We start from the raw sequence: 14,832 nt of genomic DNA, 5'->3' as shown, positions 1-14,832 counted from the left end.
CTTGTCGCAGGGACGGGCGGGTTCCAGGCTGGGGTCATGGACAAGGAACCGCAGACCGTCGCCGTACTGGGGCTGGGCCGGATGGGCTCCGCCCTCGCCGCACGACTCGCCGGGGGCGCGGGCCCGGAGGTGATCGGCTGGACGCGTTCCGGGCGGACCGGGACCGGGCGGGCACGGACCAGGCGGACGCGGACCGGACTGGCGCGGACCGGACTGGCGCGGACCGGGGGCGCGTTCGCGGTGGCCGACGATCCGGGCACGGCCGTCGCCGACGCCGATGTCGTCGTCCTCGCGCTGTTCGACGGGCCGGCCTGCCACCAGGTGCTCGACCGGGTGCGGGGCGCGCTGCGGGCGGAGACGGTCGTACTGAACACCGGCACCGTCGGTCCCGACGAGGCGGCGGCGCTGGCGCGGGCGGTCGGGCCGTCCTACGTGCATGCCCCCGTGCTGGGCTCGGTCGGTGCCGCGTCCGCCGGTGAGCTGGAGATTCTGGTGGCGGGCGGCGAGGAGGCCGTCCGGCGGGGGCGGGGGGTGCTGGAGAGGCTCGGGCGGATGCGGTGGGTCGGCACGGGTGCCGGGGACGCCGCTACGGCCGCCGCGCTGAAGCTGGTCGCCAACTGCGGGCTCGCGGGCGGCGTCCTCGCGCTGCGGGAGGCGTTGCGGCAGGGGGAGGCGCTGGGGCTGCCCCGGGAGCGGGTGCTGGAGGTGCTCGAACCGGGGGTGCTCGGGGGGCTGGTGGGGCGCAAGAGGGGGTTCCTGGACGGGGCGTCGGCCGCGGCGCCCGCCGAGTTCACGGTCGGCGCCCTCGCCAAGGACATGGCGCTGCTCGCCGCCGCCTCCGGCAGCCCGTCCCCGCTCGCCGCCGACCTCGCCGGCACCCCCGTCGACGCGGACGCGGACATCGCCGTGGCGGCCACCGTCCCCGCCGTCGGGGACGACGTACTGGAGCCGCTCCGGGCCTACCTCCGGGGGCATGCCACCGGGGACCCCGTCCACTTCCGCGCGGCGTTCCTGCCGGGGGCGCATGTCGAGGGGATCCGGGACGGGGAGTTCGTCTCCTGGGGGCTGGCGGAGTACTGCGGGCGGTTCCCCGGGCAGCCCGCCGCCGACGAGGCGACACGGTTCCGCCGTATCGACGCCGTGGACGTCCGGGGGACCGTCGCCACCGCGACCATGACGCTCCGGCACGGGGCGGACACCTTCATCGACGCGTTCCTGCTGGTCCGGACCACGGGCGGGTGGCGGATCGCCAACAAGGCGTACCACCGGGAGGCGACCGCGGCGGGGACGGCAGCAGTGGCGGTGGCGGCGACAGCGACGGCCGCCGGGGGCTGAGGCGCCCCCCGCACCACCCCGCACCCCCCCGGGGGGCCCGCGCACCCCCCGGCACCCCCCGCACCCGCACCTCCAGCGCGCAGGATCATGGCATTAAGAGAGCATAAAGATTGCCGGGATCGGGCAATGTGCGACCCCTGTCGTACGTGTCAAGATTCCGTTAAGACGGAGATGGCGGCGGGCGGGAGAGGGGGCGGCACGGATGAGCTGGTTTCTCGGAATCGGCATCGCGGGGGTCGTGCTGCTCGCCGTGTCGCTGATCTTCGACGGGCTGCTGGAGGGCGCGTTCGACGGTGCGCTCGGCGGCAGCCTCGACGGGTGGCTGTCACTGCCGGTCGTCGCCGGGTTTCTGGCGATGACCGGGTTCGGAGGGGTGATCACCCAGGCCGTCACGGGGGCCGGCACCTGGGGCGCGGCCGGTGTCGGCGCGCTCCTGGGGGTCGGGACGGCCTGGCTGACGTACCGCTTCAGCCGCGCCCTGATGCGCGATCAGACGGCGGCGACGCCGACGGGGGACGATCTGATCGGCACATCGGGGAGCGTGGTGACGGCCATCCCGTCGGACGGGTTCGGTGAGGTGCTGCTGCACCTCGCCGGCCAGCCGGTGAAGTTCGCCGCCCGCAGCGCGGCGCCGGTGCCACGGGGCGCCGAGGTGTGGGTGGAGGCGACGACCTCCGCGACCTCGGTGCTGGTGCGGCCGGTGCGGCCGGCACGGCCGGACGCCCGCTGAGCGAGGGGCCGGGCGGCCTCTGCCGCCGCGCTCTTCACCTCGTCCGTCTCCCGCAACTTCTCGACCGTCGTCCTACCCGGCTGGGGGTGCTGCCATGAGTCCTGTTCTTGTCGCGGTCGTCGGAGTCGTCGTACTCCTCGTACTGCTCGTTCTCGTCGTCGTCAGTCGTTACAAGGTCGCGGGGCCCAGTGAGGCGTTCATCGTCACCGGGCGGCGCGGGAAGAAGTCGACCGATCCCGAGACCGGGCGGGTGTTCACGGACAACAGCGGCCAGAAGGTCGTGGTCGGCGGCGGAGTGTTCGTCGTGCCGTTCGTGCAGCAGAAGTTCACGCTCGACCTGTCGTCCCGGCACATCCCGGTCGCCGTCCGCGGCGCGGTCACCCTGCGCGGGGTGAAGGCCAATCTGGACGGGGTCGCCATCGTCAAGGTCGGGGGTACGGAGGACTCGATACGGGCCGCGGCCCAGCGGTTCCTGATGCAGCAGGACGGGATCGTCGGCTTCACCCAGGAGGTGCTGTCGGGCGCGCTGCGGGCCATCGTCGGGCGGATGTCCGTCGAGGACGTCATACGGGACCGGGCCGCGTTCGCCGGGCAGGTCGCCGAGGAGGCCGAGGCCAGTCTGTCCGGGCAGGGGCTGGTGCTGGACGCCTTCCAGATCCAGGACATCACCACCGAGGGCTCCTATCTGGAGGACCTCGGCCGGCCCGAGGCGGCCCGTGCCAAGCAGGAGGCCGACATCGCCGAGGCCGTCGCCCGGCGGGCGGCCGAACAGGCACGGCTGAAGGCCGAGGAGGAGATCGCGGTCGCGCAGCGCACCTTCTACCTCAAGCAGGCCGAGATCAAGGCCGAGACCGACGAGGCGTCGGCCCGCGCCGCGGCGGCCGGACCGCTGGCCGAGGCGGCACGGCAGCAGGACATCCTCATGCAGCAGGAGAAGGTCGCCGAGCGGCAGGCCGCGCTGACCGACCGGCAACTCGACACCCAGGTCCGCAAGCCCGCCGACGCCCAGCGGTACGCCGCCGAGCAGGAGGCCGAGGCCAAGCGGGTCGCCCGGGTCAAGCAGGCCGAGGCGGAGCGGCTGGCCGCGATCGCCGCCGCGCAGGCCGAGGCCGAGCGGGCCCGGCTGACCGGTGAGGGCGAGAAGCAGCGCCGTGGCGCGCTGGCCGAGGCGGAGGCCATCGAGGGCCTCAAGCAGGGTGAGGCCGAGCGGGCGCGGCGTGCGGCGATCGCCGAAGCCGTACGTCTGGAGGGGGACGCGGAGGCCGCCGCGATCGGCGCCAAGGGCGCGGCCGAGGCCGAGGCCATGCAGAAGAAGGCCGACGCGTTCGGGCAGTACGGCGAGGCGGCCGTGCTCCAGATGCTGGTCGAGGTGCTGCCGCAGGTGGTCGCCAAGGCGTCCGAGCCGCTGAGCGCGGTGGACAAGATGACCGTCATCTCCACGGACGGGGCGAGCCAGTTGTCCCGTACGGTCGCCGACAACGTGGCCCAGGGGTTCGAACTCCTCGGCGCCACGACCGGTGTCGACCTCGCCGCGCTGCTGAAGGGGTTCGCCCAGCGGGCCCCGGGCGCACAGCCTGCCGAGGAGCGCATCGGCAGCGGCACCAGCACCAGCACCGAGAAGATAGAGATCGCGGGCTGACTTCCCGAATCCGGCAGAATTGATGCGTCACCGGTTCCCGTACCCCCGACCGGGGGAGGCGCCGGTGGCGCATCAGCCAGGTGGCCCGTGGGGTGAGCGGGCGTTCGGGGAGAGGGACGCGACGGTGACGCAGACCGAGGGCGGCGACGAGGCACATCTGGCCGGATACGCCGAGATCCTGGCCGACGTCTGCGCCACGGGCCGCCGGCTCACCCGCGACGAACTGGAGTCGCTGCGCGCCCAGGGCGAGCGGGCCGCAGAGGCCGGGCACGGGCTGCGGATCCTGGTCCGCCGGCATCTCGCGGCGACCCGGGAGATATGGCCGACCCTGCCGCCTTCCGGCAGCGAGCACGCGCTGGCCGCCGTCGAGCACGCCCTCGACGCCTTCGCCGAGGGCCACGAGCGGGCCCAGCGGCTGGCCATGCGCCGCGAGGAGGCGGCCCGCCGCGAGTTCATCGACGACCTGCTGTACGGCCGTAGCGACCTGGGCCGGATCGTGGAGCGGGCCGAGCGGTTCGGGCTGCTGCTCTCGCACGCCCACGCGGTCGCCGTCGCCCAGGCCGCGACCCCGGTGGACGACACCCACCCCGCCACCCGGCAGGTCGAGAACGTCCTGCTCACCCGCTTCGGCGAGCGCCGCATCCTGCTCACCACCAAGGACGGCCGGCTGATCTGCATCGTGCCCGGCGACCAGGACGAGATCCTGGCCCACTTCGCCAAGCAGGCGCACGCGGCGACCGGGGGCGGCCAGGTCGCCATCGGCCGGGCGCACCCCGGCGCCGGCGGGGTCGTGCACTCCTACGAGGAGGCCCTCAACGCCCTCGATCTGGCGGCCCGGCTGCACCTGGAGGAGCCGGTGCTGCGCGCGGCCGACCTGCTGGTGTACCCGGTGCTGACCCGTGACCGGCAGGCCATGGCGGACCTGGTGCGCAACACCCTCGGCCCGCTGCGGGAGGCGCGCGGCGGGGCGGAGCCGCTGGTGGCCACCCTCACCGCGTACTTCGACTCCGGCTGTGTCGCCGCCGAGGCGGCCCGCCGGCTCCGGCTGAGCGTGCGGGCGCTGACGTACCGCCTGGACCGGATCCACAAGCTGACCGGTACCAATCCGGCCGACCCGGTCCACCGGTACACCCTCCAGACGGCGGTGATCGGGGCGCGGCTGCTGGGGTGGCCGGAGGCGGAGCTGTGAGGATCGGAGACTGAGCTGTGAGGATCGGAGGCGGAGCTGTGAGGATCGGAGACTGAGCTGTGAGTGCCCCGCTCAGCCCGCCGTGCGGTCCGCCGGTGTGAGCCGGTCCAGCGGCAGGGCGTGGCCGGTGCGGAGCACCTTCGCGCGCAGGTAGCGGACGTTGTGGGCGGTGGGGAAGACCCCCGTCGGGACACGCTCGTGGACCGTGACACCGAGAGCGCGCAACTGCTCCGCCTTGTCCGGGTTGTTGGAGAGCAGGTCGAGGCCGGTGACGCCGAGGGTGTCGAGCATCTGGGCCGCCGCCGTGTAGTCACGGGCGTCCTCGGGGAGGTCGAGCGCCGCGTTGGCCTCGTAGGTGTCGAGCCCCTGGTCCTGGAGGGCGTACGCGTCGAGCTTGTTGTAGAGGCCGATGCCGCGGCCCTCCTGCCGGAGGTAGAGCAGGACGCCGCCGCGCTCCGCGATCCGCTCGACCGCCTCGCGGAGTTGCGGACCGCAGTCGCAGCGGGCCGAGCCGAACACATCGCCGGTCAGGCACTCGGAGTGCAGCCGCACCAGCGGGGGCGCGTCCGGCGCCGGAGTGCCGAGCACCATCGCGAGGTGCTCGCGCCCGTCCACCAGCCCGTGGAAGGTGACCAGCTCGGCGGCGACCTCGTACCCGTCCCCGAACCGCAGCGGGACACGGACGCGGGTACGGACGGTGGCGGCGGGGGCGAGGGCGGTGCCGGGGGCGGCGGCGATGGCGGCCGTGAGGGCGTCGAGGGGCTCGGGTGTGGCGGGCGCGTCGGGCATGGGTGTCTCCGGGCGGGTGTCGCTCCAGGCTGCTGCTTCAGATTTGAAGCAGCTCGGACGAATATGACCCTACGGCACGCTTGAAAGTTGAAGCAACCTGTTTGGCGGAGGGGGCGGAGGGGGCGGAGGGGGCGCGGGGGCTGGAGGGGGCGGAGGGCTGGAGGGGCTGGAGGGGCTGGGGAGGGCAGAGGGGGCGGAAGGGGCGGAGGGAGATGGGAACGGCCAGGGTGGCAGATGGGGGTGCCGTTGCCTATGGGGCGTCGGTCTCGGTCGGGGCCTCGATCTCGGCCGCGGTGCCGGTCTCGGCCTGGGCGTCGATCTCGACCGGGGTGCCGGTCTCGGCCCGGGTGCCGGTCTCGACCGGGGCGTCGGTCTCGGCCCGAGGGCCGGTCTCCCCGCAGGACTTCGGCGGCGCCCCCGGCGTCGACCGCCGCAGCCACGGCACACTCCCCGGCGCCTTCCTCGGATCCTCGCCCTGGATCGCCCGGGTGACCCCCGTGAAGATCTCCTCCAGCTGACCCACCTGCTCGGGTGTGAGGTGGGCGAAGAGGGCCGCCCGGACCGTCTCCACATGCCCCGGCGCCGCCCGCTCCACCGTGGCCAGCCCCTCGTCCGTCAGCGCGGCCACACTGCCCCGCTTGTCCCACCGGCAGTCCTCGCGCCGGACCAGCCCGTCCCGCTCCAGCCGGGTGACGGCGTACGTCAGCCTGCTGCGGGTGATCTTCAGCCGCTCGGCGAGATCGGTCATCCGCAGCCGCCGCTCCTCGGCCTCGGAGAGGGTGGCGAGGACGGAGTAGTACAGGTGCGGCATGCCGGCCTGCTGCTGGAGTTGCCGGTCGAGCGTGTCCTCCAGGAGGAGGGTGGCCCCCAGGTACGCGCGCCAGGCACGCTGTTCGTCCGGGGTGAGCCAGCGAGTCGTCATGCCGTCAGTGTAGTTTTGCTTCAATCTTGAACCAAGTAGATGTCGCATGGAAGGCGCCCATGTCCCCCAGGTCCCTCCCGCACGTCCTCCTCTCCGCGGCCGTCTCCCTCGACGGCTACCTGGACGACACCGGCCCCGACCGGCTGCTGCTGTCCGGCCCCGCCGACTTCGAGCGGGTGGACGAGGTACGGGCCGCCTCCGACGCCATCCTGATCGGCGCCGGCACGATCCGCGCCGACAACCCCCGGCTGCTGGTGAACTCCGCCGAGCGGCGCGCGGCCCGGGTCGCCGCCGGGCGCCCCGCGTACCCCCTCAAGGTCACCGTCAGCGGCTCGGGCGACCTCGACCCCGCCGCGCACTTCTGGCACACCGGCGGCGACAAGGTGCTCTACACCACCGACCGGGGCGCCGAGCGGGCCCGTCGCGCCGGTCTCGCCGCCGACGTCGTCCCGCTCGGCACGGACGCCGTCGACTGGCGGACCGTACTCACCCATCTCCACGACGAGCGCGGCGTACGGCGGCTGATGGTCGAGGGCGGCGGCACGGTCCACACCCAGCTCCTCAACCAGGGCCTCGCCGACGAACTCCACCTCGTCCTCGCCCCCCTCTTCGTCGGCGACCCCACCGCCCCCCGCCTCTTCGGCCCCGGCGCCGGCTACCCGCCCGGCCGTCTCCGGCTCCTGGAGACCCGCCGCATCGACGACGTCGTACTGATGCGCTACGACGTACGGCACGGGTCGCCCGAGGAGCCGCCGCGGGACCGGGCGCGGTACGGGGCCACCCCCGCCGATCACCACTGGCTCCGCCTCGCCTGCGACCTCGCCGCGCTCTGCCCGCCCTCCCGGACCGCCTTCAGCGTCGGCGCGGTGGTGGTCGCAGAGGAGGGCACCGAGCTGGCCCGGGGGTACTCCCGCGAGGGCGGCGACCCCGCCGTGCACGCCGAGGAGGCGGCCCTGGCCAAGCTGGACACCGCCGACCCCCGCCTGCCCGGCGCCACCGTCTACAGCAGCCTGGAGCCGTGCGCCCGCCGCGCCTCGCGGCCCCGGCCCTGCGCGCGGCTGATCCTCGACGCCGGGGTGCGGAGGGTCGTCACCGCGTGGCGTGAGCCGGACACCTTCGTCCCGGGCGCGGACGGCAACGGGCTGCTGACGGCGGAGGGCGCCACGGTCGTCGTACTCCCGGAGTACGAACGGCGGGCCAAGGCGCCGAACGCCCACCTCCTCGCCTGACCCCGCGTCGGGCGAACGAGCCGGGGCCTGAAACCGGGGCCTGAAGGCCGAGGGATGGGAGCTGAAGGCCGAAGGCGGAAGGCTGAAGGCTGGGAGCTGAAGGGCCGGGGCCTGAAGGCCGGGGGCCGAACGGCCCACCACCGGATGCGTCCCCGATCCCCCACCGGCACGCTGCCAGGAACCCGGCCACCGGCCGGGCCGTCGCCGGGACGGCGGAAGTGGCGACGTGGACGCGGCGACTCGAAGGCGGCGATGCGGGTGAGGCGGCGATGCGGGTGAAGGGCCGGTCGGCGGGGAGGGAGCGCGTGACCCCCACGACCCGCAGGGCCCGCAGCGCACGCGCACGCAGCGCACGCGCACGCAGCACACGCGCACGCAGCACACGCGCACCCAGCACACGCGCACCCAGCGCACGCGCACGCAGCGCACCGGCCCGCAGCGCACGAGCCCGCAGGTTCGCCCTCGCGGCGGCCCTCACAGCCACCCTCCTTTCCCTCACCTCCTGCGGCACCCTGGACGCCGGCTCGCGGGCCATGACCCGCTCCCTCCCCGCCGACCGGCCCTTCACCCACCCCGGCGTCCTGGTCGGGGGAGCCCAGCTCGACGCCCTGCGCGAGCGGGTCACCTCGGGCCGCCGACCCTGGCTGAAGGCGTATCGCGACATGCGCGACAGCAGGTACGGCTCCCACGAGTACCGGGCCCGCCCCCGTACGGACGTGTCCTGCCCGTCCGGCGACCACGCGGGCCCCGGCTGTGTCGAGGAGCGTGAGGACGCCATCGCCGCCTACACCCAGGCCCTGCTGTTCACCGTCACCGGCGAACGGCGGCATGCCGCGAAGGCCACCGAGATCATGGACGCCTGGTCGGCACGGCTGAAGCGGCACACCCACGCCGACGCCGGGCTCCAGGCCGGGTGGGCGGGCAGCACCTGGGCGCGGGCCGCCGAGATCGTCCGGCACACCCCCGGCGCCGACTGGCCCGAGGACCGGGTGCGCCGCTTCGAGGCCATGCTCCGCACCGCCCACCTCCCGTACGTCACCGGGCGCGCTCCCGACCGCGACGGCGGCCGGGACCTCGTCACCACCGACGCCGCCCTCTCCATCGCCGTGTTCCTGGAGGACCGCGCGACCTTCGACGCCGCCCTCAGACGTTTCCGCGAGCGCGTCCCGACCTTCTTCCACCTGCGCAAGGACGGCCTCACCCAGGAGACCTGCCGCGGCTTCGCCCACGTCGGGCACGCCGTCGCCGCCACCGCCCATGTCGCCGAGACGGCCCGGCACCAGGGCGTGGATCTGTACGACGACGACACCGCCGCGCGGCTCAAGGCGGCGCTGGAGCTGCACGCGCCGTACCAGGAGGGCGCGCCCGCGCCCGGGTGGCTGTGCGGCGGCCGGGTCGAACGGGACATGGGGCCGGACCTGGAGGTCGCCCTCAACCAGCTGGAGAACCGTCTCGGCACCCCGCTCCCGGCCACCCGCAGGCTGGTCGCCCACTCCCGTCCGGCCGGTACCGACGACCACTTCGTGGCCTGGGAGACGCTCACCCACGCCGACGCCCCGTAAACCCTGGTGCTGGGGGTCCCGCGGATGACGTATAGTTGTGTTTACCGACGCGGGGTGGAGCAGCTCGGTAGCTCGCTGGGCTCATAACCCAGAGGTCGCAGGTTCAAATCCTGTCCCCGCTACTCAAGGCTCAGGGCCGGAATCCAGATCAAGGATTCCGGCCCTGAGTGTTTCCCGCACCCCCGGCGCGTCCTCTCGTTCTCCGGTGTCTTCTCTCACTCAGGTCGGTTGTCGTTTCATCCGGTCGGCCCGCCCGGCTCGCCCGGCCGCCCCGCTCCGGCAACTCTGGACGAATGGGGCGGGGCTGTGGTCGGCGAGGACATACGCGGGAGACACGTGGTGCGGCCGGGTGACGGGCAGGGCGAGGGGCCGCACACCGGGGCCCCCACCCGTCGTATCTCCTACACCCGCCGCTACGTCCGGCTGGTGCCCGCGCTGCTGATCGCCGGTGGGCTGGTCTACGAGCTGCTCATGCCCAACCAGTTCACCGCCGTGCCGTTCTTCACGGCCGCTCCGCTGGTCGCGGCCCCGCTCTTCGGGCGGCGCTACACCTTGGTCACCGGATGCGTGGCCGTGGCGGTCGTCCTCCTGGTGCATCTCCTGCTCGACTCGTACTACGGCGCGGAGGCCCTCACCGAGACCATCACGGTCGTGACGGTCGCCGGACTCGCCCTGCTGATCAACATGGTCGCCCGCCGCAGCGACGAGCGGCTCGCCACGGCCCGGGAGATCGCCGAGGCGGCCCAGCGCGCGGTGCTGCCCGAGCCGGACGAGCGGATCGGCGGTTTCGAGATCGCGGCCCGCTACGAGGCGGCGCAGGCGGGCGCGTTCGTCGGCGGCGACCTGTACGCCGTACAGGACACTCCGCACGGGGTGCGGCTGGTGGTCGGGGACGTGCGGGGCAAGGGCATGGGTGCGATCGGGGCCGTCGCCGTGGTGATCGGCGGGTTCCGGGAGGCCGCGGAGCAGGAGGCGACGCTGGAGGCGGTGGCGGAGCGGCTGGAGCGGGCGCTGGCGCGCGAGGGCACCCGGCGGGACGGGCTCGACGCGTTCGAGGGGTTCACCACCGCCGTGCTGGCCGAGATCCCGCACGGGAGCGGCGTCGTACGGGTGGTGAACCGGGGGCATCCGGAGCCGCTGCTGCTGCACGCGGACGGCACGGTGCGGACCCTGTCGTCCGTCGAACCCGCGCTGCCGCTCGGGATGGGGGAGCTGGGCAGCTGGCCGGACCGGGCGCAGGAGGCGGAGTTCCCGGGCGGGGCCACGCTGCTGCTGTTCACCGACGGGCTGTCGGAGGCGCGCGACGGACACGGCGTCTTCTTCGAGCCGGAGATGCGGCTCCTGGGGCGGACCTTCACCGGGCCGGACGCCCTGCTGACCGCGCTGGCGGAGGAGGTGCGGCAGCACACCGGGGGCGGGATGACGGACGACATGGCGCTGCTCGCGGTGCGTCGGCCGGCCGACGCGTCCGAGGGGCTCCCGGCTTCGTCACAGCGGGTAAGCGAATGACCCCCCTCCGCATAACATCTGCGTTACCATCGCCATTTTGATGTGTAGCGGGACCGTCAAATCTGGGGGTCAAGTAGCCCGATTTCAACCGCTCATGACCCTTACGTCCGGCGTAAGAGCGGGAAGGATCAAGAGGAACCGCTTGGAAATCACCCCTGGGTTCTATTAACGTCCGATAACGCAGCGCGGTCGTACCAGCCGTCACCAGAGTCGGCTCCGCGCGCGAGCGCCGAATCCCGCGAGGGAACCGGGGAACCACCAACTTGGGGTGAATCGGGCGTCGTCCGCCATGCACGCATGGTCGGTTTACGCGCGTAGGAGACCTTCCTGCTCCGAACCCGTCAGCTAACCCGGTAGGCGAGAGGGAAGGAAAGGAGTACGCCTACGTGGCGTCCAACCGGCCTGCTCCTGTGGCCTCGTTCGTCCCCGCCCAGCGCACCGACGACACCGGCACCGTCGTCTACGGCGGCCCCCGCACCGACGAGGGCCCGTGGGAGGAATGGAACCCGACCGCGGAGACCGTTCGCCCGGTCCGCGGCCGGCACCGGGTCGCCAAGCAGCGCGGCGGTCTCGCCCGCAGTTCCACCGTGCTCGGCGTGGGTGTCATAGCCGCCGTCGGCGCCGGTGGCATGGCGACCGCCCAGACCGGCAAGCCGCCGGTCTCCCTGTCCATGCCCGACCTGGGCTCGGTCTCCTTCGGCTCCGACGACACCGAACCGGAGCCCGTCGACCCGACCGACGCCGCCCCGCTCAGCGGCCTCGGCACGGCCACGCCCGACTCCGGGCAGGCTTCCGCCGACGCCGGGGAGGCGCTGCGCGCCCGGATCATGGCGCAGGCCGAGAACCAGCAGCAGCAGATCGAGGAGCAGGCCGCCAAGGACGCCCAGGCCGCCGCCGAGAAGGCCGCCGCCGACAAGGCGGCCGAGGCGGAGAAGGAGGCCAAGGCCCAGGCCGCCGCCGAGAAGAAGAAGGCCGAGAAGAAGGCCGAGGCGGAGGCCCGCAAGAAGGCCGAGGCCGAGCGACTGGCCAAGCTGGCCAAGCAGTTCGCGCTGCCGACCTCCTCGTACACCCTCACCTCGACCTACGGCCAGGCCGGTTCGCTGTGGTCCTCCGGCTACCACACCGGTCTCGACTTCGCCGCCCCCACCGGCACGCTGCTCAAGGCCGTGCACACCGGCACCATCACCCAGGCCGGCTGGGACGGTTCGTACGGCTACAAGACCGTGCTCACCCTGGAGGACGGCACCGAGATCTGGTACGCCCACCAGTCCTCGATCAGTGTCAGCGTCGGCCAGAAGGTCACCACCGGCGAGGTCATCGGCCGCGTCGGCGCCACCGGCAATGTCACCGGAGCCCACCTCCACATGGAGGTCCACACCGGTTCCGGCGGCGCCCTCGACCCGCTGTCCTGGCTGCGCGGCAAGGGCCTCAACCCCTGATGCCGTGAGCCTCCGCTCCCAGAGCCTCCGCTGATGCCCCGATCCCTGGACACCTGCTGAGCCTCTGGCCCCCCGAACCCCGGCAGCCCTGACGACAACCCCCCGGCGTCAGGGCTGCCGGTCTGTCGTGGGCCGGGGATGTAGCGGATGCGACGGATGCGACGGATATAGCAGATGTGGCGGATGCGACGGATGCGACGGGTTCGGTGCGGGGCCGCCGTGAGGGTGGTGCGGGTGCGGGTGCGGGTGCGGGTGCGGGTGCGGGTGCGGGGGCCAGGCGCCCGCGCCGTACGGCTGCCAGGGCTGCCAGGGCTGCCAGGGTGGCCACGGCTGCCAGGGCGGGGCGGGGACCGGGGGCGGTGGGGCGATGGTGCGGGCCGCCTGTTCGAGGGCGGGGCGGGCGGTCTCGCGGCGCTGCCACAGCGCGTCCAGCAACTCCCGTTCGCGCCGGACGAAGTCGGCGCCCGCCCGGCCGCGGCTGCCCCGGCGCCGTAGCACCGCGAGGGAGGTGGCGTACGACTCGTACGCGGCCACCGCGCGGGCGGCCGGTCGGCCCAGGTGCCGGCCCGCGTCCCGCCGGGCCAGTCGGCGGGCCCGCATCGAGCCCAGCGCGAACGGTTCGGCGGGGGAGAACCAGCCCGTGGCGACATACGCGGGCAGTTCCTCCCGCACCACCCGCAGCTCGTGCTGCCGGGCCCAGATCACCAGCCAGGTCAGCAGCCCGAACACGGGCACCATGAACCCGGCGTAGACCGCGAGGAAGCCGTGGTCGCCGAAGCCGGCCGAGCCGTTCCAGAAGGCGTGCACCCCCATCGCCAGCAGCAGCCCGGCCAGCGGCAGCAGGGCCTTGCGCAGGGGTCGGCCCGGTCCGGTGGCCGCCGCGACACCGAAGCCGATGCCGGTCAGCACGGTGAACAGGGGGTGCGCGAACGGCGACATGATCACACGGACGAAGAAGGTGGCGACCGTGACGGAGGCGACGCCCCCGCTGTCGCCGCCGGACTGGTCGGAGCCGAAGGCGGTGCCGAGGTAGAGGATGTTCTCGGTGAAGGCGAAGCCGGTCGCGGTGACCCCGGCGATCACCACGCCGTCCACGAGGCCGGTGAAGTGCCGTCTGCGGAACAGGAAGAGCAGCAGCAGCGCGGCGGCCTTCGCGGACTCCTCCACGACCGGCGCTATCACGGTCGCGCCGAGGGTGTCCGCGCGCGACGGGTCGGCGGTCGCGGTGGCGATCCAGCGGGTCGCGAAGCTGTTGGTCACGATCGCGATCAGCGCCGCCGCGCAGGCGCCCCAGGCGAAGGCGAACAGCAGATGCCGCCAGGGCCCCGGCTCGACCCGGTCCAGCCAGCGGAACGCGGCGATCAGCAGCGGCACCGGCAGCACGGCGAGGCCGAGGCCGACCAGGAAGCCCTCGGTGCCGGTCTCCTGGCGGACCAGCGCGAGGATGACCAGGCCGGACAGGGCGAGCAGGACGGCCACCGCGCCCTGCCGGAGCCGGAGCCCGGCCGTCGGACGGGCCTGTGCGTACCGCTGCCCCCACCGCCGCCACCGGTACCACCGTCCGGTCCGCGCCGACGTGTCGGGCCGGGGAGCGCCGGGATGGACCGGGTAGGTCGAGCAGGGGGGACTGGTGGCCACGACATCGACCCTCACGACAGCTAGGAGGTCTCTCCGAGGACTGGGAACGTTCCTGGTACGCGCCGGAAGAGCACATCGTTCACGAGGTGACCCTTCTCAAGTCCCTGGCCCTCGAAACGGGTCAGCGGGCGGAACTCGGGTCGTGGCGAGAAACCGCCGTCGGCCTGGGTGTTCTCGAAGCCGGGGTGCGCGGTGAGCACCTCCAGCATCTGCTCGGCGTAGGGCTCCCAGTCGGTGGCGCAGTGCAGCAGCGCGCCCGGCCGCAGCCGGCTCGCGGCGAGGGTGAGGAACTCCGGCTGGATCAGCCGCCGCTTGTGGTGGCGCTTCTTGGGCCAGGGGTCGGGGAAGTAGACGCGCAGTCCGTCGAGGGAGTCGGGGGCGAGCATCTCGCGGAGCAGGATGATGGCGTCGCCGTTGCCGACCCGGAGGTTGGACAGTCCGGCCCGTTCGGCGAGATGGAGCAGATTGCCCTGGCCGGGGGTGTGCACATCCACGGCGAGCAGATTGGTCCGCGGCTCGGCGGCGGCCATCCGCGCGGTGGCCTCGCCCATCCCGAAGCCGATCTCCAGCACCACGGGGTTGCCGTTGCCGAACAGCTCACCGAGGTCGATCACCCGCTGTCCGTCGATGTCCAGGCCCCACCGCGGCCACAGCCGCTGGAGCGCTTCCGCCTGCCCGGTCGTCACCCGGCTCCGCCGGGGCTGGAAGCTGCGGATCCGCCGCTCGAAGTGCGATCCGGCGGGGTCGGCCCGCGGCCCGTCCGGGAACCTCGGCTCCCCCTTGGCCCGCCCGGGCCGCCCCACGGGAACACCGGGCACACCGGGAACACCGGAAGCGCCGGAGACACCGGA

11 protein-coding genes, 1 tRNA gene, 1 pseudogene and 1 riboswitch are annotated in these 14,832 nt (G+C 73.6%); of the genes and pseudogenes, 9 read left to right on the top strand and 4 right to left on the bottom strand.

Going from position 1 to position 14,832, the window contains the following annotated elements:
• The first annotated feature begins 36 nt into the window (after nucleotides 1-36).
• The 4 genes from ACIQNG_RS19065 to ACIQNG_RS19050 all read left to right on the top strand — a co-directional run bounded on the left by ACIQNG_RS19065 (nucleotide 37) and on the right by ACIQNG_RS19050 (nucleotide 4,893).
• Nucleotides 37-1,335, top strand: coding sequence for a nuclear transport factor 2 family protein (locus ACIQNG_RS19065; protein WP_401486359.1), 1,299 nt, complete (start codon nucleotides 37-39; stop codon nucleotides 1,333-1,335).
• 202 nt (nucleotides 1,336-1,537) lie between these two features.
• On the top strand, nucleotides 1,538-2,065 hold the full coding sequence (locus ACIQNG_RS19060) for a hypothetical protein (RefSeq protein ID WP_401436921.1): 528 nt from the start codon (nucleotides 1,538-1,540) through the stop codon (nucleotides 2,063-2,065).
• A gap of 94 nt (nucleotides 2,066-2,159) precedes the next feature.
• Nucleotides 2,160-3,704: a flotillin family protein gene (locus ACIQNG_RS19055; protein WP_401486357.1), complete on the top strand. Its 1,545-nt coding sequence runs from the start codon at nucleotides 2,160-2,162 to the stop codon at nucleotides 3,702-3,704.
• A gap of 124 nt (nucleotides 3,705-3,828) precedes the next feature.
• The gene (locus ACIQNG_RS19050) at nucleotides 3,829-4,893 is read left to right on the top strand and encodes a PucR family transcriptional regulator (RefSeq protein WP_401436915.1); all 1,065 of its coding nucleotides are present in this window, start codon (nucleotides 3,829-3,831) and stop codon (nucleotides 4,891-4,893) included.
• A gap of 72 nt (nucleotides 4,894-4,965) precedes the next feature.
• On the opposite strand, the gene ribA is transcribed toward ACIQNG_RS19050, so the two are convergent.
• On the bottom strand, nucleotides 4,966-5,682 hold the full coding sequence (gene ribA / locus ACIQNG_RS19045; protein WP_401486354.1) for a GTP cyclohydrolase II: 717 nt from the start codon (nucleotides 5,680-5,682) through the stop codon (nucleotides 4,966-4,968).
• A 400-nt stretch (nucleotides 5,683-6,082) separates the two neighbouring features.
• Nucleotides 6,083-6,604 (bottom strand): annotated as a pseudogene (locus ACIQNG_RS19040) (MarR family winged helix-turn-helix transcriptional regulator); the annotation flags it as partial.
• A 59-nt stretch (nucleotides 6,605-6,663) separates the two neighbouring features.
• Between ACIQNG_RS19040 and ACIQNG_RS19035 the strand changes: the two are divergent.
• From ACIQNG_RS19035 to ACIQNG_RS19015, 5 genes are all read left to right on the top strand, one after another.
• A complete protein-coding gene (locus ACIQNG_RS19035) occupies nucleotides 6,664-7,833 on the top strand; it encodes a dihydrofolate reductase family protein (protein ID WP_401486352.1) in 1,170 nt (389 codons plus the stop codon).
• A gap of 533 nt (nucleotides 7,834-8,366) precedes the next feature.
• Complete coding sequence (locus ACIQNG_RS19030) at nucleotides 8,367-9,395, top strand: alginate lyase family protein (RefSeq protein ID WP_401486350.1); 1,029 nt, start codon at nucleotides 8,367-8,369, stop codon at nucleotides 9,393-9,395.
• Between the two features lie 48 nt (nucleotides 9,396-9,443).
• Nucleotides 9,444-9,517: transfer RNA gene (locus ACIQNG_RS19025), tRNA-Met, on the top strand.
• A 217-nt stretch (nucleotides 9,518-9,734) separates the two neighbouring features.
• Nucleotides 9,735-10,904 carry a PP2C family protein-serine/threonine phosphatase gene (locus tag ACIQNG_RS19020; RefSeq protein ID WP_401486348.1) on the top strand — a complete coding sequence of 390 codons (1,170 nt, stop codon included), beginning with the start codon at nucleotides 9,735-9,737 and terminating at the stop codon, nucleotides 10,902-10,904.
• 217 nt (nucleotides 10,905-11,121) lie between these two features.
• A riboswitch (cyclic di-AMP (ydaO/yuaA leader) is annotated at nucleotides 11,122-11,279 on the top strand.
• Between the two features lie 11 nt (nucleotides 11,280-11,290).
• Nucleotides 11,291-12,343 (top strand): M23 family metallopeptidase, encoded by a 1,053-nt coding sequence (locus ACIQNG_RS19015; protein WP_401486347.1) that lies wholly within the window; start codon nucleotides 11,291-11,293, stop codon nucleotides 12,341-12,343.
• A 108-nt stretch (nucleotides 12,344-12,451) separates the two neighbouring features.
• On the opposite strand, the gene ACIQNG_RS19010 is transcribed toward ACIQNG_RS19015, so the two are convergent.
• Both ACIQNG_RS19010 and trmB read right to left on the bottom strand, forming a co-directional pair.
• Nucleotides 12,452-13,981 (bottom strand): PrsW family intramembrane metalloprotease, encoded by a 1,530-nt coding sequence (locus tag ACIQNG_RS19010; RefSeq protein WP_401486345.1) that lies wholly within the window; start codon nucleotides 13,979-13,981, stop codon nucleotides 12,452-12,454.
• Nucleotides 13,982-14,001: 20 nt separating this feature from the next.
• Nucleotides 14,002-14,799, bottom strand: coding sequence for a tRNA (guanosine(46)-N7)-methyltransferase TrmB (trmB, locus tag ACIQNG_RS19005; RefSeq protein WP_401486343.1), 798 nt, complete (start codon nucleotides 14,797-14,799; stop codon nucleotides 14,002-14,004).
• Nucleotides 14,800-14,832 lie beyond the last annotated feature (33 nt).

The sequence above is a fragment of the Streptomyces sp. NPDC091377 genome (genome assembly GCF_044757045.1).
In the GTDB taxonomy this organism is placed as follows: Bacteria; Actinomycetota; Actinomycetes; order Streptomycetales; family Streptomycetaceae; genus Streptomyces.
Note: the sequence above shows the minus strand (reverse complement) of the source record. Positions and strands in the feature narration are given on the sequence as shown.